Genomic DNA, 23157 nt, shown 5'->3' on the forward strand with positions numbered 1-23157 from the left:
GCGCTAGAAAAGTGGTTCAGGCCTTCTGGCTGTGCAGCTTCTGCATCGCCCGGGTCCAGTCCCCGGCGAGCATTTCCGGCAGCACGCCGAGGGCGAAGTCGATGCTGGTGTCGAGCAGTTCCTGCTCGCTGCGCGGGGCGCGGCCGAGCACGTAACCGGAAACCAGGCTGCTGTGCCCCGGATGGCCGATGCCAAGCCGCAGGCGATGGAAAGAATTCTGATTGCCGAGCTGGGCGATGATATCGCGCAACCCGTTGTGCCCGCCGTGTCCGCCGCCGGTCTTGAGCTTGGCGACGCCAGGGGGCATGTCGAGTTCGTCGTGGGCCACCAGGATGGCGTCCGGGGCGATCCGGAAGAATCCCGCCAGCGCCGCCACGGACTGGCCGCTGCGGTTCATATAGGTAGTCGGGATCAACAGACGAACGTCCTTGCCCTGGTGGCTGAACTTGCCGACCAGGCCGAAATACTTGCGGTCAGCCACGAGGCTGACGCCCTGGGCATGCGCCAGGCGCTCAACGAAAAGGGCCCCCGCGTTATGCCGGGTCTGGTCGTATTCAGGACCCGGGTTTCCCAGGCCAACGATCAGTTGTACGGCAGTCACGACGGGAGCCCCTCTCTATAAAAAGGCGATCGAGTAATGAATTACTCGGCGGCGCCTTCTTCGCTACCTTCTTCCTTCACCACGCGGGAAGCGTGGATGTTGGCAACGGCCAGGTCGTTGCCGTGGGCCAGTTGTACCAGCTCGACGCCTTTCGGAGCCTTGAGGTCCGACAGGTGAACGATCTGGCCCAGCTCGACCTTGGCCATGTCGACTTCGATGAATTCCGGCAGGTCTTTCGGCAGGCAGGAAACTTCGACTTCGGAGATGGTGTGGGAGATCTCGCCACCGGATTGCTTGACGCCAACGGCTACTTCTTCGTTGATGAAGTGCAGCGGTACGTGGGCGGTCAGCTTGTGGTCGGCGACCACGCGCAGGAAGTCGGCGTGCATCACGAAGCCTTTCGCCGGATGGCGCTGCAGGGCCTTGATCAGTACGGTTTCCTTGGCGCCGCCAACGTTCAGGGCGATCACGTGGCTGAAGGCAGCCTCGTTTTCCAGGAGCTTGGCGATTTCGCGCAGTTCCAGGGTTACGGACTGGGGCTCTTTGTCGCCGCCGTAAACGACAGCAGGAACCAGACCGGCGTTACGACGCAGGCGGCGGCTCGCACCTTTCCCCAGATCGGAACGCACTTGGGCATTCAGAATAAAGTCGACCATTGTGTATCTCCAAAAATAACAATGCGCCCGAACGCTTGCGACCAGCGTTCGGGCGATTTCAAAGGCCCCGCCGGAGCGGGGCGTTTTCGTTCAGGCGCGTTCGCCGAGGCTGGGCCTCAGCGGAACATCGCGCTGATCGATTCTTCGTTGCTGATCCGGCGCATGGCTTCCGCAACGACCGGAGCGATGTCCAGCTGGCGGATGCGGCCACAGGCCTGGGCAGCGGCGGACAGCGGGATGGTGTTGGTCACCACCAGCTCGTCCAGTACGGATTTCTCGATGTTCTCGATGGCACGGCCGGACAGCACCGGGTGGGTGCAGTAGGCGATGACCTTGGCGGCGCCGTGCTCTTTCAGTGCCTTGGCGGCGTGACCGAGGGTGCCGGCGGTATCGACCATGTCGTCTACCAGTACGCAGGTACGGCCTTCGACGTCACCGATGATGTGCATCACTTCGGACTGGTTGGCCTTGGGACGACGCTTGTCGATGATCGCAAGGTCCACGCCCAGGGACTTGGCCACGGCGCGCGCGCGCACCACGCCGCCGATGTCCGGGGAGACGATCATCAGGTTCTCGAAGCGCTGGTCTTCGATATCGTCCACCAGCACGGGGGAACCGTAGATGTTGTCTACCGGGATATCGAAGAAGCCCTGGATCTGATCCGCGTGCAGGTCGACCGTGAGGACACGGTTGACCCCGACGACGGTCAGCATGTCGGCCACTACCTTGGCGCTGATGGCCACGCGGGCGGAGCGCGGACGGCGATCCTGGCGGGCATAGCCGAAGTAGGGGATGACAGCGGTGATACGAGTGGCCGAGGAGCGGCGGAAGGCATCGGCCATCACCACCAGTTCCATCAGGTTGTCGTTGGTCGGCGCGCAGGTCGGCTGAATCAGGAATACGTCCTTGCCGCGGACGTTTTCGTTGATTTCGACGCTGATTTCGCCATCGGAGAATTTGCCAACTGAAACATCGCCAAGAGGAATGTGCAGCTGACGCACGACGCGTCGTGCAAGATCGGGGTTAGCGTTCCCCGTGAAGACCATCATCTTGGACACGCTACAGGTACCTGTGTCGACCGAAGGGATCCGGATGAAATACAGAAGAGGAAAATGGCAGGGGCGGCTGGATTCGAACCAACGCATGGCAGGATCAAAACCTGCTGCCTTACCGCTTGGCGACGCCCCTGTGGTATTGCTCGAATGCCGTTTCGGCATTCCTTTCTCAGACCAGAGTTTCCAGCTTCCGGTGCAACATCGAGACGTTGCTTCCTTTGGCGACGAACCTCTGAAGGTGGTCTGGAAGAAGGGCCGAGACTTTATCAGCTTCAGCTTTGTTTGGGAAGCTCCCAAACACACAACCTCCAGTGCCGGTTAATCTAGCTGAAACAAATTTGTTTAGCAAGATCAAAGCGTTACGAACTTCTGGGTAACGCCTCTCGACTACCGGCTGACAGTCGTTTCGGCTGTCCCCCTCGAGAACGGTGCGCACTTTAATGGCGGGAGAATCGCGTGTCAACAGTGGATCTGAAAAAATTTCTGCTGTGCTGACAAGTACTTGCGGAACCAAGACGAGATACCAGAGCTCCGGGATGTCCACCGGGGTGAGCTTTTCGCCCACGCCCTCGGCGAAAGCCGCGCGTCCGCGGGTGAAGACCGGCACGTCGGCGCCCAGGCGCAGGCCCAGGGCGGCGATGCGGTCCTCGTCCCAGCCGAGTTGCCAGAGATGGTTCAAGGCCAGGAGCGTCGTGGCGGCGTCGGAGCTGCCGCCGCCGATGCCGCCCCCCATGGGCAAGCGCTTGTCCAGCCAGATGTCGACGCCTTGCAGGCTGCCGGAGGCTTCCTGCAGCCCGCGCGCGGCGCGCACGATCAGGTTGCTGTCGTGCGGCACCCCGGCGATTTCCGTGTGCAGGCGTACCTGGCCGTCCTGGCGGGCTTCGAAATGCAGCTCGTCGCCGTGGTCGAGGAATTGGAACAGGGTCTGCAACTCGTGATAGCCATCGTCGCGGCGGCCTAGGATATGCAGGAACAGATTGAGCTTGGCCGGGGCTGGCAGGCTGAGGCGCACGCTCATGTCAGCGGCCGAGCTGGCGCGGCTGCCAGTCCTTGATCACCAGGGTGACGTCGAGGTCCTGGCCGTGCAGCTTCAGGCGCTCGGGTAGCCAGTAGCCGTTCTGTTCGGCGTAGCGGGTGTATTCGATCTGCCAGCCGTCCTGTTCCAAGCGCGCCAGGCGACTGTCGGCGTCGAGGGTCAGGCGGCTCTTGCTGTCCGGCGCCGGGAGGCCGCGTACCCACCAGAGCAGGTGCGAGACCGGCAGGCGCCAGCCTAGTTGTTCTTCCAGCAGGGCTTCCGGGGACTCCGCCTGGTAGCGGCCCTGCCCGGCGACTTCCAGGCTCACCGCGCCTTCACGCCCGGTCAGGCGTGCTGCGCCGCGGCCGAGCGGGCCGGACAGGCGGATGTCGTAGTAGCCCTGGCGCTGCAGCCAGAACAGGGTGCCGCTGCCGGAGTCGCGCGGGGCGCGGATGCCGACCTTGCCGTCGATCTGCCAGGCATCCAGCTCGCTGAGTTGCTGCTTGTGGGTTTTCCAGGTCTGCGCATCGCCCTGGCCTTCCAGGGCTTCGTGGGAGGTCAGGCCGGCGCAGCCGCTGAGCAGGGCCAGCGCGGAGGCGGCGAGGAAAAGACGTAGACGCATGGTTTCAAGGAGTCTCGGCGCCGGTCAGGCGCTTGATGGTGCGGCGCAGCACGTCGCTGTCGGGCTGCTTGTCGAGGTATTCGCGCCAGATGGCCCGGGCGTCGTCTTGGCGCCCCTGGGCCCAGAGGACTTCGCCCAGGTGCGCGGCGACCTCGTGGTCGGGGTAGCGCTGCAGCGCCTGGCGCAGGTAGCGCTCGGCGTCCGCCAGCTTGCCCTGGCGATAGTTGATCCAGCCCATGCTGTCGAGGATCGCCGGGTCGTCCGGGTTCAGCTTGTGCGCCTTGAGGATCAGCTCGCGCGCCTCGGTGTAGCGGGTAGTGCGGTCGGCCAGGGTGTAGCCGAGGGCGTTGAGGGCCATGGCGTTGTCCGGCTCGCGGGCGATGACGAAGCGCAGGTCCTTTTCCATCTGCGCCAGGTCGTTACGCTTCTCCGCCAGCATCGAGCGGGTGTAGAGCAGGTTGAGGTCCTCCGGGTACTGCTTCAGACCCTCCTGGATGGCCTGCCAGGCCTTTTCCTGCTGGTCGTTGTTGGACAGCGCCTCGGCTTCGATCAGGTACAGCTGGATGGCGTAGTCGGGTTGCTCGCTGCGCGCCTTGTCCAGGCGCTGGGCGGCTTCGTCGACGCGACCGGCCTTGAGCAGGACGTCGGTCTGGCGCAGTTGCGCCGGGAGGAAGTCATTGCCCGGGCCGACCTGGGCGTACTCGTCGAGGGCGCGCGCGGTGTCCTTCTGTTCCTCGGCGAGGCGGCCGAGGTTGAAGTGGGCGGCGTCGACGTGGCTGTCGCGCTCGACCAGTTCTTCCAGGTAGATCCTGGCTTCGTCCCAGGCCTGGGCTTCCAGGCAGACCAGCGCCAGGGAGAAACGCAGGTCGTCGTCGTCGGGGAATTGCTGGACCAGTCCGGCGAACTCGGCCTTGGCGTCATCCAGGCGGTTCTGCTCCACCAGCAGGCGCGCGTAGGCGAGGCGCACGCGCTTGTCGTCCGGGTGTTCCTTGATCCCGGCCTTGAGCAGCGGCAGGGCCTCGTCGCTGCGCTTCATGCTCTGCAACAGGCGGGAGCGGAGCAGCAGCGGGGCGACTTCGTGGCGGCTTGCGGAGTTGTCCTCGAGCAGGGTCAGGGCTTCGTCCGGGCGGCCGTCCTGTTGCAGCAGCAGGGCCTTGCCGAACAGCAACTGGCCGTTGTTCGGGTATTTCTTCAACAGGTGGTCGAAGCTCTGCAGCAGGCCGGTGCGGGTATCCGGGTCGGTCTCCGCGGCAGACAGGGCGAGGAAGTCGAAGTGCGTGTCGCCCTGGCCGTTGAGAACCTTCTCCATGTACACCATGGACTCCTCGTAGCGCCCGGCGCGGGCCAACTGGATCGCGGCGGCGCGTTGGGCATCGAGGTTGTCCGGCGCGCTGCGCGCCCAGAGCAGGGAGGTGTCGAGGGCTTCCTGGTCGGCGCCGAGGTATTCGGCGATGCGGAAGGCGCGCTCGGAAACTCCGGGGTCGCGGGTTTTCTGCGCCTGCACCACATAGTTGCTCAGGGCGATGTCGAAGCGGTTGCGCTGCCCGGCCAGTTCGGCCACCAGCAGCGAATACAGGCTGTCCTCGCTGAAGGAGCCGTACTTTTCCGGCTTGGCCTTGGTCTCGACCGCGGTGTCTTCCACCGGCGGGGTGCCATCGGGAGTCTTGTGGATAAGTGACTGGCAGCCGCCGAGCAGCAGCGTGACGGTCAGCAGCGCAAGGGATTTGTTCATAGAGGAAGAAAGCCGGCCTTGAACCTGCGAGGGTGGCGCCATCATGACATAAGCCGTCCGGCAAGCCCAAGGGGGCCGGGACGGGCGTCGACGAAGCTGTCTATGGGGTCAATACATCGGCAATGGTTGTCCTGCCCTTGGCGAAGTAGGAGAATTGCGCGTTTCCCCGATTAGCTCAGCGATCCTGCATGGCCTTCATTGCCCTCGGCATCAATCACAAGACCGCCTCGGTGGCTGTCCGCGAGCGCGTGGCTTTCACTCCGGAACAGATGGTCGAGGCGCTGCAGCAGCTCTGCCGCCTGACCACCAGCCGCGAGGCGGCCATCCTGTCGACCTGCAACCGGAGCGAACTCTACCTGGAGATCGACCATCCGACCGCGGACGACGTGCTCGCCTGGCTGGCGGACTACCATCGTCTGACCCTCGACGAGTTGCGCGCCTGCGCCTATGTGCACCAGGACGAAGACGCGGTGCGCCACATGATGCGCGTGGCCTCCGGCCTCGACTCGATGGTCCTCGGCGAGCCGCAGATCCTCGGCCAGATGAAGTCGGCCTACGCCGTCGCGCGCGAGGCCGGCACCGTCGGTCCGCTGCTAGGCCGCCTGTTCCAGGCCACCTTCAGTACGGCGAAGACCGTCCGCACCGATACCGCCATCGGCGAGAACCCGGTGTCCGTGGCGTTCGCCGCGGTGAGCCTGGCCAAGCAGATCTTCAGCGACCTGCACCGCAGCCAGGCGCTGCTGATCGGCGCCGGCGAGACCATCACCCTGGTCGCGCGCCACCTGTTCGAGCAAGGCGTGAAGCGCATCGTGGTGGCCAACCGCACCCTGGAGCGCGCCAGCCTGCTCGCCGAGCAGTTCGGCGCCCATGCGGTGCTGCTTTCGGAGATACCCGAGGAGTTGGCCAACAGCGATATCGTCATCAGCTCCACTGCTAGCCAGTTGCCGATCCTCGGCAAGGGCGCCGTGGAGCGCGCGCTGAAGCAGCGCAAGCACAAGCCGATGTTCATGGTCGACATCGCCGTGCCGCGCGACATCGAGCCGGAAGTCGGCGAACTGGACGACGTCTACCTCTATAGCGTCGACGACCTCCACGAAGTAGTGGCGGAGAATCTCAAGAGCCGCCAGGGCGCTGCCCAGGCCGCCGAGGAACTGGTCGGCAGCGGCGTCGCCGAGTTCATGCAGCGCCTGCGCGAACTGGCTGCGGTGGACGTGCTGCGCGCCTATCGGCAGCAGGCCGAGCGCCTGCGCGATGAAGAACTGGGCAAGGCCCAGCGGCAACTGGCCAACGGTGCCGACCCGGCCGAGGTGATGGCCCAGTTGGCCCGCGGCCTGACCAACAAACTGCTGCACGCGCCCAGCGTGCAGATGAAGAAAATGTCCGCCGAGGGCCGCATCGACGCGCTGGCCCTGGCCCAGGAGCTGTTCGCCCTCGACGAGGGCGCGCCGCGCCACTGACCGGTACCTATGCCTGCATGAAAGCTTCTCTGCTGAAAAAGCTGGATGTCCTCAGCGATCGCTACGAAGAACTGACGGCGCTGCTCGGCGACGCCGAGGTGATCAGTGACCAGACCCGCTTCCGCGCCTATTCCCGCGAGTACGCCGAGGTCGAACCGGTGATCCTGGCGTTCCGCGACTACCGCAAGGTGCAGGCCGACCTCGAGGGCGCCCAGGCGTTGCTCAAGGACAGCGACCCGGAGTTGCGCGACCTCGCCGAGGAGGAGGTCGCCGAAGCGCGCGGCCGCCTCGCCGCCCTCGGCGACAGCCTGCAGCGCATGCTGCTGCCGAAGGATCCCAACGACAGCCGCAACGTGTTCCTGGAGATCCGTGCCGGCACCGGTGGCGACGAGGCGGCGATCTTCTCCGGCGACCTGTTCCGCATGTATTCGCGCTACGCCGAGCGCCAGGGCTGGCGGGTCGAGACGCTGTCGGAGAACGAGGGCGAGCACGGTGGCTACAAGGAAGTGATTGCCCGGGTCGAGGGCGACAACGTTTATGCCAAGCTCAAGTTCGAGTCCGGCGCGCACCGCGTGCAGCGGGTGCCGGAAACCGAATCCCAGGGCCGGATCCACACTTCCGCCTGCACTGTCGCGGTGCTGCCGGAGCCGGACGAGCAGGCAGCGATCGAGATCAACCCGGCCGACCTGCGGGTGGACACCTACCGTTCCTCCGGCGCCGGCGGCCAGCACGTCAACAAGACCGACTCGGCGGTGCGCATCACCCACATTCCCAGCGGCATCGTGGTCGAGTGCCAGGAAGAGCGCTCGCAGCACAAGAACCGCGCCAAGGCCATGGCCTGGCTGGCGGCCAAGCTCAACGACCAGCAGCAGGCCGCGGCGCAGCAGGCGATCGCCAGCACGCGCAAGCTGCTGGTGGGCTCGGGCGACCGCTCGGAGCGCATCCGTACCTACAACTTCCCGCAAGGGCGGGTCACCGACCATCGCATCAACCTCACCCTGTACTCCCTGGGCGAGGTGATGGAGGGCGCGGTGGAACAGGTGATCGAGCCGCTGCTGCAGGAATACCAGGCCGATCAACTGGCGGCCCTGGGCGACTGACATGACCACTATCTGTACCCTTCTCAAGGATTCCCAACTGCCCGATTCGCCCAGCGCCCGGCTCGACACCGAGTTGCTGCTGGCGGCGGCGATGGGCAAGCCGCGCAGCTTCCTGCGTACCTGGCCGGAGCGCATCGTGCCGCGCGAGGCCAACGAGCGGTTCGACGACTGGATCGCCCGTCGGCGCAACGGCGAACCGGTGGCCTACATCCTTGGCCACCAGGGCTTCTGGAGCCTGGACCTGGAGGTCGCGCCACACACAATGATCCCGCGCCCGGACACCGAACTGCTGGTGGAAACCGCGCTGGCGACCCTCGCGGCGGACACCGCTACGGTGCTCGACCTGGGCACCGGCACCGGCGCCATCGCCCTGGCCCTGGCCAGCGAGCGGCCGCTGTGGACAGTGACTGCGGTGGACCGTGTGGAAGAGGCCGTGGCGCTGGCCGAGCGCAATCGCCAGCGGCTGCTCCTGGAGAACGTCGAGGTGCGCCGCAGCCACTGGTTCTCCGCCCTCGATGGCCGGCGCTTCCGGATGATCGTCGGCAATCCGCCGTACATCCCTGCCAGCGACCCGCACCTGAGCGAGGGCGACGTGCGTTTCGAGCCGAAGAGCGCGCTGGTCGCGGGTAGCGATGGCCTCGACGACATCCGCCAGATCGTCGCCCAGGCGCCGCGGCATTTGCTGGACGAAGGCTGGCTGCTGCTCGAGCACGGCTATGATCAAGGGGCGGCGGTGCGCGAACTGCTCGGCGCCCGCGGCTTCGCCGGGGTACATACGTTGCGCGACCTCGGCGGCAACGAGCGGATCACACTCGGACAATGGGCATGCTGAGCGACGAGGAACTGCTGCGCTACAGTCGCCAGATCCTGCTGGCGCAGGTCGACGTCGAGGGCCAGCTGCGCCTGAAGCGCAGCCGCGCACTGATCGTCGGTCTTGGCGGCCTGGGTTCGCCGGTGGCGCTGTACCTGGCCGCGGCCGGGGTCGGCGAGCTGCACCTGGCGGATTTCGATACGGTCGACCTGACCAACCTGCAACGGCAGGTCATCCACGATGGCGCCAGCGTGGGTATCGGCAAGGTGGAGTCGGCGATGCGCCGGCTGGGCGCACTGAATCCGCAGATCCGCCTGGTCAGCCATAGCGCCGCGCTGGACGAGGACTCCCTCGATGCCGCCGTGGCGGCGGTCGACCTGGTGCTCGACTGCACCGACAACTTCGCCACCCGCGAGGCGGTCAACGTCGCCTGCGTGCGCGCCGGCAAGCCGCTGGTCAGTGGCGCGGCGATCCGTCTTGAGGGCCAGCTTTCGGTATTCGATACCCGCTGCGACGCAAGCCCCTGCTACCACTGCCTCTACGGGCACGGCAGCGAGGCCGAGCTGACCTGCAGCGAGGCCGGCGTGATCGGTCCGCTGGTGGGGCTGGTCGGTAGCCTGCAGGCGCTGGAGGCGCTCAAGCTGCTGGCCGGTTTCGGCGAACCGCTGGTGGGCCGCCTGCTGCTGGTGGACGCCCTCGGCACGCGCTTCCGCGAATTGCGGGTGCGTCGCGATCCTTCCTGTGCCGTCTGCGGGCAACGCCATGGCGGTTGAGTCGGCCGCGGTCGGCGTTTTCGATTCCGGGGTCGGCGGGCTCAGCGTATTGCGTGAGATTCGTGCGCGCCTGCCATCCGAATCGTTGCTCTACGTCGCCGACAACGCCCATGTGCCCTACGGCGAGAAGAGCGCGGAGTACATCCGCGAACGCTGCGAGCGGATCGGTGATTTCCTTCTGGAGCAGGGCGCCAAGGCTCTGGTACTGGCCTGCAATACCGCGACGGCAGCGGCTGCGGCGGAATTGCGCGAACGTTATCCGCAGGTGCAGCTGGTGGCCATGGAGCCGGCGGTGAAGCCGGCCGCGGCGGCCACCCGCAACGGTCGGGTCGGCGTCCTCGCCACCACCGGAACTCTGAAGAGCGCGCGTTTCGCCGCCTTGCTCGACCGCTTCGCCAGCGATGTACAGGTCTTCACCCAGCCCTGTCCGGGGCTGGTCGAGCGCATCGAAGCCGGCGATCTCTATGGGCCGCAAACCCGGGCACTGCTGGAACGCCTGCTGGCACCCATCCTCGAACAGGGCTGCGATACGCTGATCCTCGGCTGTACTCATTATCCCTTCGTCAAACCCCTGCTGGCCGAGCTGATCCCGGCGGAGATGGCGGTGATCGATACGGGAGCGGCTGTCGCCCGGCAGCTGGAGCGCGTATTGTCGGCGCGGGCGCTACTGGCCTCTGGCCAGGCCGCGACGCCGCGTTTCTGGACCAGCGCGCTGCCGGAGGAGATGGAAAGGATCCTGCCGATCCTCTGGGGAAGCCCGGAAAGCGTAGGAAAATTAGTCGTTTAGTCGTTCCTGGCAGACGTGACAGCGATTTTTTGAACTAAAGCGTTTGGTCTAGTATCTGCTTTAGTAAGTGCGCTCTTATAATGCGCAGCTTGAATGCGGGGGCTTTCATGCAACTTTCGAAAAGGACGTTTCAATGAAGAAACTACTTCCGCTGGCCGTTCTGGCCGCACTTTCCTCCGTCCACGTGGCCTCCGCCCAGGCGGCGGACGTCTCGGCCGCCGTCGGTGCGACCGGCCAGTCGGGCATGACCTATCGCCTGGGCCTGAGCTGGGATTGGGACAAGAGCTGGTGGCAGACCTCCACCGGGCGCCTGACCGGCTACTGGGATGCGGGCTACACCTATTGGGAAGGTGGCGATGAAGGCGCCGGCAAGCATTCGCTGTCGTTCGCTCCGGTATTCGTCTACGAGTTCGCCGGCGACTCGATCAAGCCATTCATCGAGGCCGGTATCGGCGTGGCGGCGTTCTCCGGCACCCGTGTCGGCGACCAGAACCTGGGTTCCTCCCTGAACTTCGAAGACCGCATCGGCGCCGGCCTGAAGTTCGCCAACGGCCAGTCGGTCGGCGTTCGGGCGATCCACTATTCCAACGCCGGCCTGAAACAGCCGAACGACGGTATTGAGTCCTACAGCCTGTTCTACAAGATCCCGATCTAGTCGGCACGGTCGAAAAAAGCCGGGTTCATCCCGGCTTTTTCATGCCTGCGATTCTTCCACCACGCCGCACCGCCCTATGGAAAGAGCGAGCCATTTGGCGGGAGGCGATAGCTCGCTGACGCGCCCTACGCGCGACCATCGCGCGGCGGCAGGTTGCGGAAAGCCGCCAGCGCCCGTTCGCGGCTGGCCTTCAGGTCGACCATCGGCCGTGGATAGTCGACCCCGGCGAACAGCCCCAGGCTGGACGGATCGTGGATCGCCTTGCGCTCCAGGCCGGCCAGTTCCGGCAGCCAGTGGCGGATGAACTCGCCGCGTGGATCGAAGCGTTCGGACTGCGAGAGCGGATTGAACAGGCGGAAGTAGGGGACGGCGTCGGTGCCGGTGGATGCGCTCCACTGCCAGCCACCGTTGTTCGCCGCCAGGTCGCCGTCGATGAGGTGGCGCATGAACCAGCGTTCGCCTTCGCGCCAGTCGATCAGCAGGTTCTTGCTGAGGAACATCGCTACCACCATCCGCAGGCGATTGTGCATCCAGCCGGTGGCGAGCAACTGGCGCATTGCTGCATCGATGATCGGTATGCCGGTGCGCCCCTGTTGCCAGGCTTCGAGTTCCGCCGGGGCCTGGCGCCAGCGCAGGGCTTCGGTCTCCTCGCGGAAGGGGCGGTGCCGGGAGACCCGTGGGTAGCCGACCAGGATGTGCTTGTAGAACTCGCGCCAGAGCAGCTCGTTGATCCAGGTCGCGGCGCCTTGCTGGCCGCCGCTGAACTCGCCGCGGTTGGCAACCAGCGCGGCGTCCAGGCATTGCCTGGGCGAGAGTACGCCGGCGGCCAGGTAGGGCGACAGTTGGCTGGTGCCGGGAAGCGCCGGGAAGTCGCGCCGTTCATGGTAGTCGGCCAGGTGCTGGTCGGCGAAGCCGCGCAGGCGTTCCTGCGCTACCTCTTCGCCTGCCGGCCAGAGGCGGCGCAAGCTATCGGCCGGCCGCGGGAAGGCGGGCACGGCATCCGGCAGCGGGTCGCTGGCCAGCGCGTGCGGTGGTTGGGGCTGCGGACGCGGGCGGACACCCGGCAGGGCCTGGTACAGCCGTTCGTGGCAGACCTTGCGGAACTGGCTGAACACCTGGAAATAGCCGCCAGTTCGGGTCAGCACCGAGCCGGGGGCGAAGAACAGCTGGTCGAGGTGGCTGTGGAAGGCCACGCCCTGTTCGCGCAGGCGTTGGCCGACGGCCTGGTCGCGGCGTTCCTCGTTCACCCCGTATTCCTGGTTGACGTGTACCGCGCCGATTCCCAGCTCCCGGCAGAGCCGGCCGATGACTTCCGGGGCTTGCCGCCAGTGGCCGCAGTCGCGCACCAGCAGCGGGATGTTCAGCGCGGCGAGCTGGCGTTGCAGCTCGCCCAGGTTGCGCAGCCAGAAGTCGACCTTGCAGGGCGCATCGTCGTGTTCCCGCCACTGCGCCGGGCTGAGCAGGTAGAGGGCCACGCAAGGGCGTCCATCGGCGGCGGCGAGGAGCGCGCTGTTATCGGTGGTTCGCAGGTCGCAGCGAAACCAGATCAGGTTCATCGGAAGTCCGTTCATGGGTTCAACAGGCCTCGTTCGCCGAGCAGGCGGCGGGCTTCCAGGGGCGTGCTCGCCAGCAGCAGGCCGGCTAGCGCCAGGGTTTCGAAGGCTTCGCGCTGGATCTCCACGGCCGGTCCGACCAGCACCACCGGGCAGCTAACCCCTGCCAGCAGGCGCGGCAGGTGCTCCGGGTTGAGGCGATGACTGGCGTACAGCAACACGCCGCGAGCTTCCAGGCGTTCGCAGGCCAGGGCCAGTTCGGCCGGTGGCAGCGGCCAGTCGAAGACCTGCAGCGGCACCTCGCCGCTGCCGAGCAACCAACTGCACAGCCAGAGGTTCGGTTCCAGCGACAGCTCGGACTGGTTGACCAGCAGCAGCGGCGCGCCCTGTTGCAGCCGCTGCTGGTGATAAAGGCGGGCGCCCAGCTTGCTGCGCAACCAGGAGAAGAAGAAGGCCCGCTCCATGCGCGCGCCGAATTGTCCCTGCCAGCGTCGTTCGAGGTGCTGCAGCAAGGGTTGCAGAAGCTTTTCGCAGAGGGTCGCTACCGGATAGAGCGACGCGGCCTGGTTGAACAGATCGTCGAGGCGTCGCTCGGCCAGCGCGGCGATGGCGTCCAGCAGTTGTTCGTGCAGGCGTTCCCAGGGGGATTCGACATCCGCCGCCGGGGTTTCCTCCGGACGCTCCAGCAGCGCGCGCACCTGGCTGATGGCGACGCCACGCTCGAGCCAGACGAGTATCCGGCGGATGCGCTCGACCTGCTCTTCGCTGTAGAGCCGGTGACCCTTGCCGGTGCGTTGCGGCACCACCAGGCCGTAGCGGCGCTCCCAGGCGCGCAGGGTGACCGGATGGACGCCGGTCAGACGAGTGACTTCGCGGATCGGCAGGCCGCCGCGTTCGAGGTGGGGCGAGTTCATCGGGAAATCCTAGAGCGCGTTGCGCAGGCCGAGTTCGGTCGGGTGCGGTTGCAGGTAGGTCTGCTGGGCGATGTATGCATGCGGGTGGCGACGGAAGTGGTGCTTTAGCAGGGTCAGCGGTACCACCAGCGGCACGCTGCCATGCCGGTATTGCTCGATCAGCTCACGCAATTCACGCCTGTCTTCGGCTACGAGGTCGCGTTTCAGGTAGCCGCTCAGGTGCAGTAACACGTTGCCATGGCTGCCGCGGGTCGCGCAGCGGCGCAGGCCCTGCATCAGCTCGCCGAAGTAACGCGTGCCGAGGGCTTCCGGCTGGTAATGGCCGGCTTCGCCGAGCAGGCGGCCGAGACTGCGGTAGTGCTCCGGCGAATGCGCCAGCAACTGGTACTTGTAGCGGCTATGGAAGGCGACGATGGCCGAATGGCTGAGGCCGCGCTGGCACAGGGCCTGCCAGTGGGCATGGGCGAACACGCGGGTGAGGAAGTTCTCCCGCAGGACCGGATCGTGCAGCCGGCCTTCTTCTTCCACCGGTAGCTCCGGCAAGGCTTCGCAAAGGGCTGCGGCGAAGCGTCCACGGCCTTCGGCGCGCGGCGCGCCGCCGCCTTCAGGGTAGAGCTTGACCCGTTGCAGCCCGCAGGACGGCGAACGTTGCATGAAGATGAAACCGTCCAGCGTATCCGCCCGTTGCGCCACCCGCCGCGCATATTCGGCGAGCGCTCCGCCGACCGCCAGGCCGTCGCGGCTCCGCGCCTCGGCGGCTTCCGGAGTGCCTTCCAGGCGAATCGCCGGGCGCGGCGTGCCCAGGCCGATGGCCTGTTCCGGGCAGAAGGAGACGAATTCGACGTGTCGCGCCAGTTCCTCGCAAAGCGCGGATCGCTTGTGGCCGCCGTTGAAGCGCACCGGTTTGCCGAGCAGGCAGGCGCTGATGCCGAGTCGGGGCGTCAGGGAAGGGGGGTGAGATTCGTGCATCGGTGTCGTCTCCCGAGGGGAAAGGAGGTTCGCGCGCAGCTCGACAGCCAGGCGGTCATACGACACATCCTAGAACTTATCTTGTACAGGTCAATGTATTTGTATAGGTATTTTCTTGTCACATCGGGCCGCCAGGCGACGGCCCGATCCCCTCAGAGATGTTCCAGCAGGCGCCGCGCGGCTTCCTGGCCGCTGAGCCAGGCGCCTTCGACGCGGCCGCTGGAGCACCAGTCGCCGCAGGCGTAGATGCCCAGGTCGGGATCGCCGAGGGCACCCCATTGGTGAGCCTCCGCCGGGCGTGCATAGAGCCAGCGGTGGGCGATGCTGAAGGCGGCTTCCGGCACGGCGCAGCCGATCACTTCGGCGAAGGCGCAGCGCAGGTGCTCGACCACGTCCTCCTTGGCCATGTCGATGTGCTGCCGGCTCCACTGGCTGGTGGCGTGCAGCACCCAGGTGTCGAGGGCGGTGTCGCGCCCCGGCTTGCTGCGATTGCAGGCCAGCCAGGCGATCGGACTGCCGTGCACGAAGCAGCCCTGCACCGGGGTGTCGAGTACCTCGCGGAAGCCCAGCGCCACCGCCCAGGTCGGCTCCATGACCACGCTCGCGGCGGTGGCCGCCAGTTTCGGCACGCTGGCCAGCAGCGGCGTGGCCTGGGGAGCGGGGATGGCGATCAGGACCTGGTTGAACGGACCGTGGTTCTGTCCCTCGGCGTCCTGCAGGTGCCAGTGCTGCTTGCCGCGGAAGACCTCGGTGATGCGGCAGGAGAAGACCACTTGCAGATCGGTGAGCAGGGCGCGGGTGATCGCACTCATCCGTGGGATGCCGACCCAGCGTGGCTGCTCGTCCGGGGAGGGGCTCAGCTGGCCGTCGCGGTATTGGTAGAGAGCGGGTTTCCACTCGTCCACCCAGCCTTCCTCGCGCCAGTGTTGCAAGGCGTCGAGGAAGCGCCGGTCGCGGGCGGTGAAGTATTGCGCGCCGAGGTCCAGCGTGCCGGCCTCGCTGCGCTTGCTGGCCATGCGGCCGCCGCTGCCGTGGCCCTTGTCGAACAGTTGTACGGTCTGGCCGGCGGATCTCAATGCGTGGGCGGCGGAAAGCCCGGCGATGCCAGTACCGATGATGGCGATGGGGACGCTCATGACATGCCTCTCTGGTTGTGTAGCGTCTGGACAGGCGAATCAGGTTTCTTGTACAAGCTTGATTTAATGTACAGTATTGCGCGTGCTTCGAGGCGCACCTTGCATCGCGCCGATGGCGCGCTTGCGGCGCACGGCTCGCTTCCTGGCCTGTCGAACCTTCAGACGTTCCGTTCGGAAGTATCAACCGAGTTATCTGAAGAATAGACGGCTGGCGCCGTTCACTAAGGCACCAGTGCGATGCAAGCCCTGTTCCTTGGCTGAGTCGAAAACGACGCCAGGGTTCCCCGGCCGGAGCCGACGGATCTTCCATTCACAGGATAACGCCGGAATGGGGGGAGGATGCACGGTCATCGGGCAGATCGATGTCCAGGGTCCAGACTGAAAGGGCACGCAGGCAAAACGAGGAGACAGCCATGCACATTCTCTTGACCGGCGGTACCGGCCTGATGGGTCGCCGCCTGTGCGCCCGCTGGCGACAGGCCGGACACCGGCTGACCGTGTTCAGCCGGCGGCCGCAGCAGGTGGAATCGCTGTGCGGCGTCGGCGTGCGCGGCATCGATCGTTTCGACGAGTACGGCGACCAGCCGCTCGACGCGGTGGTCAACCTGGCCGGCGAGCCGATCGCGGACAAACCCTGGAGCCACAAGCGCAAGGCGCTGCTGTGGGAAAGCCGGGTACGCCTTACCGAGCGCCTGATGGAATGGCTGGACGCTCGTGAGCAGCGCCCGGACCTTCTGTTATCGGGTTCTGCGGTGGGTTGGTATGGCGACAGCGGCGAGCGCCCGGTGACCGAGGAGGGGGCGGCGGCCGGCGAGGATTTCGCTAGCGAGCTATGCCTAGCCTGGGAGCAGATCGCCCGCGAGGCGGAGAAGCTCGGCACCCGTGTCGTGCTGTTGCGCACCGGCCTGGTGCTGGCCCCCGAGGGCGGCTTCCTCGGGCGCCTGTTGCCGCTCTACCGGCTCGGCCTGGGCGGACCGCTGGGTGACGGCCGGCAATGGATGCCGTGGATTCATATCGAGGATCAAATCGAGCTGATCGATTTTCTTTTGCGGCGGCCCGATGCCAGCGGTCCCTATAATGCGTGCGCTCCCAACCCGGTGCGCAACCGCGATTTCGCCAAGGCCCTGGGCCGGGCGCTGCACAAGCCGGCGCGGATACCGACCCCCGGGTTCGTACTGCGCCTCGGGCTGGGAGAAATGTCCGGATTGCTGCTCGGTGGCCAGCGAGCCTTGCCGCAGCGCTTGCAGGATGCCGGCTACCGTTTTCAATTCACCGACCTGGACGCGGCGCTGGCCGATGTCCTGGCCGCCCGACGAAAGGATCAGGCATGACCGAGAATGCCCTGCTGTTGCTCAACCTGGGCTCCCCGGATTCGACCCGGGTGGAGGATGTCCGCCGCTATCTCGACCAGTTCCTCATGGATCCCTACGTGGTCGACCTGCCCTGGCCGCTGCGGCGCCTGCTGGTGTCGCTGATCCTGATCAAGCGTCCGGCCGAATCGGCGCACGCCTACAGCTCGATCTGGTGGGACGAAGGGTCGCCACTGATCGTCCTCAGTCGTCGCCTGCAGGAAGCGATGAAGCCGCACTGGCCGCATGGACCGGTGGAACTGGCGATGCGCTACGGCCAGCCGGCCATCGAGAAGGTCCTGCTCGACCTGGCGCGCCGCGGTATCCGGCGGGTGACCCTGGCGCCGCTGTATCCACAGTTCGCCGACAGCACCACGACCACCGCCGAACAAGAGGTGCGCCGGGTGATCGCCGCCCATCGCCTGGAGCTGGAGGTCAGCACGCTGCCGCCGTTCTACGACCAGCCGGTCTACCTCGATGCCCTGGTGGAAAGCGTGCGTCCGTACCTGCAGCAGCCCCACGACCATCTGTTGCTGAGCTTCCATGGCTTGCCCGAGCGGCACATCCGCAAGCTGGTGAAGGATCCTGCCCACGACCTGCTGGCCGAGAACAGCCGCAACGTCAGCCCCGAAGCCCTCGCCCTCTGCTACCGCAGCCAGTGCCTGCGCACCGCCGAGGCCTTCGCCGAGCGCGCCGGCCTGGAGCAGGGGCGCTGGTCGGTGTCGTTCCAGTCGCGCCTGGGGCGCGCCAAGTGGATCGAGCCCTATACCGACGCCAAGCTCGACGAACTGGTGCAGCGTGGGGTGAAGCGCCTGCTGGTGATGTGCCCGGCGTTCGTCGCCGACTGCATCGAGACTCTGGAGGAAATCGGCATGCGCGGCCGCGAGCAGTTCATCAGCGCCGGCGGCGAGGACCTGGTGCTGATTCCCTGCCTCAACGACCACCCCGCCTGGGTCGGCGCCCTGGGCGAGATGAGCGGGCGCTTGGCCAGGCCGCTCTGAGAGCCTGTTCATGATCCGCTGCGCGGCGCGGTATGACGGCTTTGAAGTGCTCATTTGCCGCTCGTCAGCTCCGCTTCCCCGCCCAGCTCGCGAGATGCTGGACAGGCTCTGAGCGCACGCGGCGGCGAATGACCTGGCGGTCATTCGCCGGAACCCGCTTCCCGCATTCAGCAGTTCTATAGTCCCTTGCCCTGGGTATAAGCCCGGATGTTGCCGGCTTATCCTGCCTGTCGACCCTCCCTTCGCATCCGCCGCTTCGGCGGCGTCCAGGAGTTCGGCATGCATAACAACAATAACGGCTATCCCTCCAACCTTGCGGCCTGGACCACGGTGGCGATCCTCATGGTCGCCTATGTGCTGTCCTTCATCGACCGGCAGATCCTCAACCTGCTGGTCGGCCCGATCCGCCGTGACCTGGCCATCAGCGATACGGAAATGAGCCTGCTGATGGGCTTGTCCTTCGCCCTGTTCTACACCCTTTGCGGTATCCCGCTCGGACGCATGGCCGACAACCGCAGCCGGCGCGGTCTGATCCTGTTCGGCGTGCTGGTGTGGAGCGCGATGACCGCGGCCTGCGGTCTGGCGCGCAGCTATTGGCAATTCCTCACCTTCCGGGTCGGCGTCGGGGTCGGCGAGGCGGCGCTGTCGCCAGCGGCCTATTCGCTGATCGCCGACAGCTTCCCGCGCGAGCGTCGGGCGACGGCGATCAGCGTCTACTCGATGGGCATCTACCTGGGCTCGGGGCTGGCCTTCCTGCTCGGCGGGCTGGTGATCAAGTTCGCCTCGGCCCAGGGCGACGTGCACCTGCCGCTGTTCGGCGAGGTGCGCCCGTGGCAACTGATCTTCCTCATCCTCGGCGCCGCCGGCGTGCTCTTCTGCCTGTTGCTGCTGGCGATCCGCGAGCCGGCTCGGCGCGGAGTCGGCGCAGGCGTGGCGGTGCCGCTGGGCGAGGTCGGCGCCTACCTGCGGGCCAACCGCAAGACCGTGCTCTGCCACAACTTCGGTTTCGCCTGCCTGTCCTTCGCCGGCTACGGCAGCGGCGCCTGGGTGCCGACCTTCTTCGTCCGCACCCACGGCTGGGACGCCGGTCATGTCGGGGTGGTCTACGGCAGCATCGTCGCGGTGTTCGGCTGTCTCGGCATCGTCTTCGGCGGGCGCCTGGCCGACTACTGGGCGAAGCGCGGGCGCAGCGACGCGAACATGCGCGTCGGGCTGCTCGCCGCCTGGGCGGTGATTCCCTTCACCCTGGTCTATCCGCTGCTGGACAACGCCAATTGGGCGGCGGCGCTGATGGCGCCGACGGTGTTCTTCCTGAGCATGCCGTTCGGCGTGGCCCCGGCGGCGATCCAGGAGATCATGCCCAACTCGATGCGCGGCCAGGCCTCGGCGATCTACCTGTTCGTGGTCACCCTGTTCGGTCTCGGCGTGGGCCCGACGGCGGTGGCGCTGGTCACCGATTTCGTCTTCGCCGACGACATGGCGCTGCGCTACTCGCTGCTGCTGGTGACCCTGGCCGCGGTGCTTGGCGCGGTGGTCCTGCTGGGGATCGGCCTCAAGCCCTATCGCGCCAGCCTGGAGCACCTGAAGGACTGGAGCCTGCGACGGGAAGGCGAGGGCGGCGAGGATTGGAAGGCGTCCCGGCAGCCGGCCTGACTCAGTAGGTGAGGATGACCCGCACGGTATCGCTGTAGGTACCGGCGGGGACGTTGCCCTGTGCCGGGTTGACGATGGCCCGGTACGGCACGTTCTGCGCTGCGCCGCTACCGGTGCCTGCCTGGGTGTTGCTGGTGGTCCAGACCGTCGAGTCGCCCGGTTTGTAGAGGTTGTACTGGATCGCGTTGGCGCCGCTGAGCATTCGCCGCCAGCCGCCGCTGAAGTTGTTGCCGTTGTCGAAGCCGATGGTATAGGTGGCGTTCAGGGTGCAGCGCACGCCAATGTTCTGGTTCACCGCGGTGAAGGCCGAGACCAGCGCGGCGCTGCCGAAGCTGAGGTCCGGAGCGCTGTCGATGAAGCAGTCCTTGAGCACCGTCAGGGTAACGTTGACGCTGCTGCTGGCGGTGCCGTCGTCGTATACGCAGACTGGGCCGATGCCCGCCGCGCACAGGTGCCAGGCCCAGTTCAGGCCGATGGTATCGGTATAGGTGCCGGCCGGCAGGGTCACCCCGGTGGCGGTGCGCAGGTACAGCGGCAGGCTGCCGTCGGTGGCGTTGAACAGGCCGAGGATGCCGAGGAAGGTGGTGCTGCTCCAGCGTACCGTCGAGCCGACGTTGTAGACGGTGCCGCAGCCGTTGTCCTTGCAGATGCTGTAGGGCAGGTAGGTGCCGCTGGCGGCATTGTACAGCCGCGGCGTGGTGCCCAGCGGATTGGCGGTGCTGGCGATGGTCGCGTCGATGGTGTTGGTGCTGAGGATCGACAACAGGCTGCCGGTGCACTTGAAGCCGGTGGTGCCGGTGATGGTCTGTGCGGTGCTGGCCACGGTGAACGAGCTCAGGCTGCCGAAATTGCCGGTGCCGGAGCTGGTGGTGCAGGCGGCGAGCAGCAACGGGCTGGCGCAGAGCGTAGCGAAGCCGAGCAGGCAGGCGGACGTGGAGTGGCGGCTCATGGCGTATCTCCGATGGGGGCCGAGCAGGTCAGCGGGCCGACCTGGCTGACGGTGGGTTTGCGCGTGTCCAGGCGGAAGCGTGCCTGGCAGGCCCGGCCGTCGGGGCGGACCACGCGTAGCTGGTTGTCGCTTTGCAATCCTTCGAAATAGACCTGGCCGTCCCAGCCGACGCTGGCGCGCTGGCCGCTGCCGGTTTCTTCGGCCCGGCTACCCAGCGGCAGCGGTTCGCCGCGCTCGTCCACCAGGCTGATGCTGGCGGCGACCACGGCACGGATCGGGAAATCCAGCAGCAGGCCGCTGCCCTGGCGTACCGCCACGCGCTGCTCGACTTCGGGCGCGCTGACGTTGGCCGGAAGGTCCAGCGGCTCGATCTGGAACTTCGCCGGGTAGTAGGCCGCGACCCAGGGCACCAGCAGGTGGCCGTTGTCGTCGGTGCTGCCCATCAGTTGGTTCTCGTAGCGGATCGGCACCTGTGGATAACCCTTGGTGCTGACCAGGACGAAGGCGTCGTTGATCCGGTTGCTGGCGAACACGGCGTTGTCCATCCATACCAGCGAGCCGCTGAGATCGGCCCAGCGCGTGTAGTTGCCGGTCTCGCCATAGAGGCCGCCCTGCAGTTGCACGTTCTGCATGCGCCAGGTCAGGTCGGCCTGCTGGTAGCGGCTGGCGCCGCCGCCATAGCCGAGGTTCCAGCCGAGACCGCCCTGGCTCGGCGTGGAGCGGCTCCAGATCACCCGCTCGCTGTAGCGCCGGTCGCTGTCGCGGGTGACGCCGATGTTCAGCAGGCCGTTGATGTCGAAGGGAATCACCAGTTGCATCAGCGCGCTGTAGCCGTCGCCGTCGAGATCCTTGTTCAGCGCCAGGTAGAAGCTGCTACGGCTGCCGATCGGGCGGCTGTAAGAGAGGTTGGCCAGGCGCGTGCGGCTGCCGTCGCGGGCGCGGATGTCGAAGTAGCCGGCACCGATGGTGCCCTGCTCGTCGAAGGTCAGGCTGGCGGTAGCCTGGTCGGTGCGCCGGCTCAACTGGTACTCGCCGTCCAGGGTGCCGAGGTCGCCATAACCGGCGCTGCGCTCGATGTGTTGCAGGCTGAGGCCGAGCCGTCGCGAATAGTAGGAGTAGCCGAGCAGGTATTGCTGGCCGCTGTCGCCCTGGCCGTCGCTGCCGCTGGCCGCCAGGCTGAGGGTGCCGAAGGTGGCCACGGCGATGTCGCCGCCGATGCCGAGCAGGCGCAGGTCGCTGGCGGCCTCGGCGTGGGTGGAGAGGGTCAGGCGGTCGCTGACGCCGTAGCGGTAGATGCCGCTGGCGGCATTGTCGGCATAGGAGAAGTTGCGCAGGCCGTAGTCGTCGCGCAGACGCCCGACGGACAGGTCGAAATCGCTCAGGCCGCGCGCCAGCAGGGTGTTGGATACGTAGAACGGCAGGCTGGTCACCACTTGTCGGCCCTGGGCGTCGGTGGTCACCACCGTGGCTTCGCCGGCTCCGTTGATATACGGCACGTTGCTGATGGCGAAGGGACCGGGCTGCAGGTCGGCGCTGCTGGCCTTGTAGCCGTTGATGAACAGGTCGACGGTGCTGGGTACGGCGGCCTGGCCGTCGAAGCGCAGCAGCGGATAGGTGACCAGGTCCGGACGTACGCCGAAGTTGCGGGCGAAGCGAAAGCCGCCCATGCGTACCGGGGTGGTCCAGTTCAGCGCGCCGTTGACGTAGTCGCCCAGTTGGTAGCTGTGCATGTTGCGTTCGTCGTTGTACAGCCAGTAGGTGTCATAGCGCAGGTAGCGGCTGTCGAGGTTGTCGGCGTCGCCGAAATAGCGGGTGTAGACGCCGGTGTTGGAGATCACCCCGAAGCCGTCGAACAGACGTTGCTCGAGCAGCGCGGAAAGCCAGGGTGTGGCGCCGTCGGCGGGGGCCGAGTAGTACAGGTCGTAGTTGAACAGCGCGCCGAGGCTGCTGCGCGCCGGGGCGCGGGCGACCAGTCCGGGATCGTCGAAGCGCTGCTCCGGCAGCCAGTCCGGCGGCACTTGCAGGTGCAGTTGCTGGCTGGCGCTGTCATAGTCCGCCCGGACCTCGGGCAGGGCGTCCACCGCGACCTGTCCGGCGGGGTTGCCAGGCAGGCGCACGCCGGCTTCGCGCAGGGCCGCGGCGTCGAGCAGGTAATGGCCATCGGCGGCGTTGACCGGCACCACCTGGCCGCTGTCGCGGCCGTTGATCACCAGTTCCAGGTAGTAGAGGACGTTGCCGCCGCCGGACGGAGCGGGTTGCGGCGGCGGCAGTCCGGCCAGGTAGTCCGCCGCATGGACAGGGGAGAGCAGCGCCAGGCCGATCAGTAGCGAGCGGTGGTGGCGGGAGCGCCGCTGACACGGGCGAGGCAC

Annotated in this window: 21 protein-coding genes and 1 tRNA gene; 9 read left to right on the forward strand and 13 right to left on the reverse strand. The window is 66.6% G+C overall.

What is annotated here, in order from left to right:
* Positions 1-16: 16 nt before the first annotated feature.
* The 7 genes from pth to lbcA form a co-directional block, all read right to left on the reverse strand.
* Positions 17-601, reverse strand: coding sequence for an aminoacyl-tRNA hydrolase (gene pth, locus HMPREF2581_RS07740; protein WP_003099278.1), 585 nt, complete (start codon positions 599-601; stop codon positions 17-19).
* A gap of 41 nt (positions 602-642) precedes the next feature.
* A complete protein-coding gene (locus tag HMPREF2581_RS07745; RefSeq protein ID WP_003095013.1) occupies positions 643-1257 on the reverse strand; it encodes a 50S ribosomal protein L25/general stress protein Ctc in 615 nt (204 codons plus the stop codon).
* Between the two features lie 116 nt (positions 1258-1373).
* Positions 1374-2315 carry a ribose-phosphate pyrophosphokinase gene (locus tag HMPREF2581_RS07750; protein WP_003099281.1) on the reverse strand — a complete coding sequence of 314 codons (942 nt, stop codon included), beginning with the start codon at positions 2313-2315 and terminating at the stop codon, positions 1374-1376.
* Between the two features lie 55 nt (positions 2316-2370).
* Positions 2371-2445 (reverse strand) — tRNA-Gln (locus HMPREF2581_RS07755).
* Between the two features lie 36 nt (positions 2446-2481).
* Positions 2482-3330 carry a 4-(cytidine 5'-diphospho)-2-C-methyl-D-erythritol kinase gene (ispE, locus tag HMPREF2581_RS07760; protein ID WP_003095007.1) on the reverse strand — a complete coding sequence of 283 codons (849 nt, stop codon included), beginning with the start codon at positions 3328-3330 and terminating at the stop codon, positions 2482-2484.
* A gap of 1 nt (position 3331) precedes the next feature.
* Positions 3332-3949 (reverse strand): lipoprotein insertase outer membrane protein LolB, encoded by a 618-nt coding sequence (gene lolB, locus HMPREF2581_RS07765; protein WP_003095005.1) that lies wholly within the window; start codon positions 3947-3949, stop codon positions 3332-3334.
* Positions 3950-3953: 4 nt separating this feature from the next.
* The gene (lbcA, locus tag HMPREF2581_RS07770; protein WP_003135130.1) at positions 3954-5726 is read right to left on the reverse strand and encodes a proteolytic complex protein LbcA; all 1773 of its coding nucleotides are present in this window, start codon (positions 5724-5726) and stop codon (positions 3954-3956) included.
* A 143-nt stretch (positions 5727-5869) separates the two neighbouring features.
* Here lbcA and hemA point away from each other — a divergent pair, with 143 nt between their 5' ends.
* From hemA to pagL, 6 genes are all read left to right on the forward strand, one after another.
* Positions 5870-7138, forward strand: a complete 1269-nt coding sequence (hemA, locus tag HMPREF2581_RS07775; RefSeq protein ID WP_003095001.1) for a glutamyl-tRNA reductase — start codon at positions 5870-5872, stop codon at positions 7136-7138.
* Between the two features lie 17 nt (positions 7139-7155).
* Positions 7156-8238, forward strand: coding sequence for a peptide chain release factor 1 (prfA, locus tag HMPREF2581_RS07780; protein WP_003099290.1), 1083 nt, complete (start codon positions 7156-7158; stop codon positions 8236-8238).
* Between the two features lies 1 nt (position 8239).
* Positions 8240-9070: a peptide chain release factor N(5)-glutamine methyltransferase gene (gene prmC, locus HMPREF2581_RS07785; RefSeq protein WP_070867311.1), complete on the forward strand. Its 831-nt coding sequence runs from the start codon at positions 8240-8242 to the stop codon at positions 9068-9070.
* Positions 9064-9822 (forward strand): molybdopterin-synthase adenylyltransferase MoeB, encoded by a 759-nt coding sequence (locus tag HMPREF2581_RS07790; RefSeq protein ID WP_003141626.1) that lies wholly within the window; start codon positions 9064-9066, stop codon positions 9820-9822. The genes prmC and HMPREF2581_RS07790 overlap by 7 nt, the downstream gene beginning before the upstream one ends.
* The gene (gene murI, locus HMPREF2581_RS07795) at positions 9812-10609 is read left to right on the forward strand and encodes a glutamate racemase (RefSeq protein ID WP_003141625.1); all 798 of its coding nucleotides are present in this window, start codon (positions 9812-9814) and stop codon (positions 10607-10609) included. Before HMPREF2581_RS07790 ends, murI begins: the two co-directional genes overlap by 11 nt.
* Before the next feature lie 133 nt (positions 10610-10742).
* A complete protein-coding gene (gene pagL / locus HMPREF2581_RS07800) occupies positions 10743-11264 on the forward strand; it encodes a lipid A 3-O-deacylase (protein ID WP_003099307.1) in 522 nt (173 codons plus the stop codon).
* A 125-nt stretch (positions 11265-11389) separates the two neighbouring features.
* On the opposite strand, the gene phrB is transcribed toward pagL, so the two are convergent.
* The 4 genes from phrB to HMPREF2581_RS07820 all read right to left on the reverse strand — a co-directional run bounded on the left by phrB (position 11390) and on the right by HMPREF2581_RS07820 (position 15836).
* Complete coding sequence (phrB, locus tag HMPREF2581_RS07805) at positions 11390-12835, reverse strand: deoxyribodipyrimidine photo-lyase (RefSeq protein ID WP_003141624.1); 1446 nt, start codon at positions 12833-12835, stop codon at positions 11390-11392.
* Complete coding sequence (locus HMPREF2581_RS07810) at positions 12832-13731, reverse strand: MerR family transcriptional regulator (RefSeq protein ID WP_003141623.1); 900 nt, start codon at positions 13729-13731, stop codon at positions 12832-12834. The genes phrB and HMPREF2581_RS07810 overlap by 4 nt, the downstream gene beginning before the upstream one ends.
* Before the next feature lie 9 nt (positions 13732-13740).
* Positions 13741-14700, reverse strand: coding sequence for a DUF523 and DUF1722 domain-containing protein (locus tag HMPREF2581_RS07815; protein ID WP_003141622.1), 960 nt, complete (start codon positions 14698-14700; stop codon positions 13741-13743).
* 152 nt (positions 14701-14852) lie between these two features.
* Entirely contained in the window at positions 14853-15836 is a 984-nt protein-coding gene (locus HMPREF2581_RS07820; protein ID WP_003094987.1) for an NAD(P)/FAD-dependent oxidoreductase, read from the reverse strand.
* A 413-nt stretch (positions 15837-16249) separates the two neighbouring features.
* Here HMPREF2581_RS07820 and HMPREF2581_RS07825 point away from each other — a divergent pair, with 413 nt between their 5' ends.
* The 3 genes from HMPREF2581_RS07825 (at position 16250) to HMPREF2581_RS07835 (ending at position 19839) form a co-directional block, all read left to right on the forward strand.
* Positions 16250-17167, forward strand: a complete 918-nt coding sequence (locus HMPREF2581_RS07825; RefSeq protein ID WP_003141621.1) for a TIGR01777 family oxidoreductase — start codon at positions 16250-16252, stop codon at positions 17165-17167.
* Positions 17164-18186, forward strand: a complete 1023-nt coding sequence (hemH, locus tag HMPREF2581_RS07830) for a ferrochelatase (RefSeq protein WP_003141619.1) — start codon at positions 17164-17166, stop codon at positions 18184-18186. Before HMPREF2581_RS07825 ends, hemH begins: the two co-directional genes overlap by 4 nt.
* A 279-nt stretch (positions 18187-18465) precedes the next feature.
* Entirely contained in the window at positions 18466-19839 is a 1374-nt protein-coding gene (locus tag HMPREF2581_RS07835; RefSeq protein WP_003099328.1) for a spinster family MFS transporter, read from the forward strand.
* A gap of 1 nt (position 19840) precedes the next feature.
* Here the strand turns inward: HMPREF2581_RS07835 and HMPREF2581_RS07840 are convergent, their stop codons facing one another.
* Positions 19841-20788, reverse strand: coding sequence for a Csu type fimbrial protein (locus HMPREF2581_RS07840; protein ID WP_003099330.1), 948 nt, complete (start codon positions 20786-20788; stop codon positions 19841-19843).
* Positions 20785-23157, reverse strand: coding sequence for a fimbria/pilus outer membrane usher protein (locus HMPREF2581_RS07845; protein ID WP_003141618.1), 2373 nt, complete (start codon positions 23155-23157; stop codon positions 20785-20787). The genes HMPREF2581_RS07840 and HMPREF2581_RS07845 overlap by 4 nt, the downstream gene beginning before the upstream one ends.

The sequence above is a fragment of the Pseudomonas sp. HMSC057H01 genome, from assembly GCF_001836405.1.
Taxonomy (GTDB): Bacteria; Pseudomonadota; Gammaproteobacteria; order Pseudomonadales; family Pseudomonadaceae; genus Pseudomonas; species Pseudomonas aeruginosa.

Excerpts from the sequence above, each read along its gene's own strand:
- HMPREF2581_RS07840 (WP_003099330.1), bottom strand. The coding sequence starts at position 20,788 with ATGAGCCGCCACTCCACGTCCGCCTGCCTGCTCGGCTTCGCTACGCTC.
- hemA (WP_003095001.1), top strand. The coding sequence starts at position 5,870 with ATGGCCTTCATTGCCCTCGGCATCAATCACAAGACCGCCTCGGTGGCT.
- lbcA (WP_003135130.1), bottom strand. The coding sequence starts at position 5,726 with ATGATGGCGCCACCCTCGCAGGTTCAAGGCCGGCTTTCTTCCTCTATG.
- lolB (WP_003095005.1), bottom strand. The coding sequence starts at position 3,949 with ATGCGTCTACGTCTTTTCCTCGCCGCCTCCGCGCTGGCCCTGCTCAGC.
- HMPREF2581_RS07745 (WP_003095013.1), bottom strand. The coding sequence starts at position 1,257 with ATGGTCGACTTTATTCTGAATGCCCAAGTGCGTTCCGATCTGGGGAAA.
- HMPREF2581_RS07810 (WP_003141623.1), bottom strand. The coding sequence starts at position 13,731 with ATGAACTCGCCCCACCTCGAACGCGGCGGCCTGCCGATCCGCGAAGTC.
- HMPREF2581_RS07815 (WP_003141622.1), bottom strand. The coding sequence starts at position 14,700 with ATGCACGAATCTCACCCCCCTTCCCTGACGCCCCGACTCGGCATCAGC.
- HMPREF2581_RS07790 (WP_003141626.1), top strand. The coding sequence starts at position 9,064 with ATGCTGAGCGACGAGGAACTGCTGCGCTACAGTCGCCAGATCCTGCTG.
- murI (WP_003141625.1), top strand. The coding sequence starts at position 9,812 with ATGGCGGTTGAGTCGGCCGCGGTCGGCGTTTTCGATTCCGGGGTCGGC.
- HMPREF2581_RS07835 (WP_003099328.1), top strand. The coding sequence starts at position 18,466 with ATGCATAACAACAATAACGGCTATCCCTCCAACCTTGCGGCCTGGACC.
- HMPREF2581_RS07825 (WP_003141621.1), top strand. The coding sequence starts at position 16,250 with ATGCACATTCTCTTGACCGGCGGTACCGGCCTGATGGGTCGCCGCCTG.
- hemH (WP_003141619.1), top strand. The coding sequence starts at position 17,164 with ATGACCGAGAATGCCCTGCTGTTGCTCAACCTGGGCTCCCCGGATTCG.
- pagL (WP_003099307.1), top strand. The coding sequence starts at position 10,743 with ATGAAGAAACTACTTCCGCTGGCCGTTCTGGCCGCACTTTCCTCCGTC.
- prfA (WP_003099290.1), top strand. The coding sequence starts at position 7,156 with ATGAAAGCTTCTCTGCTGAAAAAGCTGGATGTCCTCAGCGATCGCTAC.
- phrB (WP_003141624.1), bottom strand. The coding sequence starts at position 12,835 with ATGAACGGACTTCCGATGAACCTGATCTGGTTTCGCTGCGACCTGCGA.
- HMPREF2581_RS07820 (WP_003094987.1), bottom strand. The coding sequence starts at position 15,836 with ATGAGCGTCCCCATCGCCATCATCGGTACTGGCATCGCCGGGCTTTCC.
- ispE (WP_003095007.1), bottom strand. The coding sequence starts at position 3,330 with ATGAGCGTGCGCCTCAGCCTGCCAGCCCCGGCCAAGCTCAATCTGTTC.
- prmC (WP_070867311.1), top strand. The coding sequence starts at position 8,240 with ATGACCACTATCTGTACCCTTCTCAAGGATTCCCAACTGCCCGATTCG.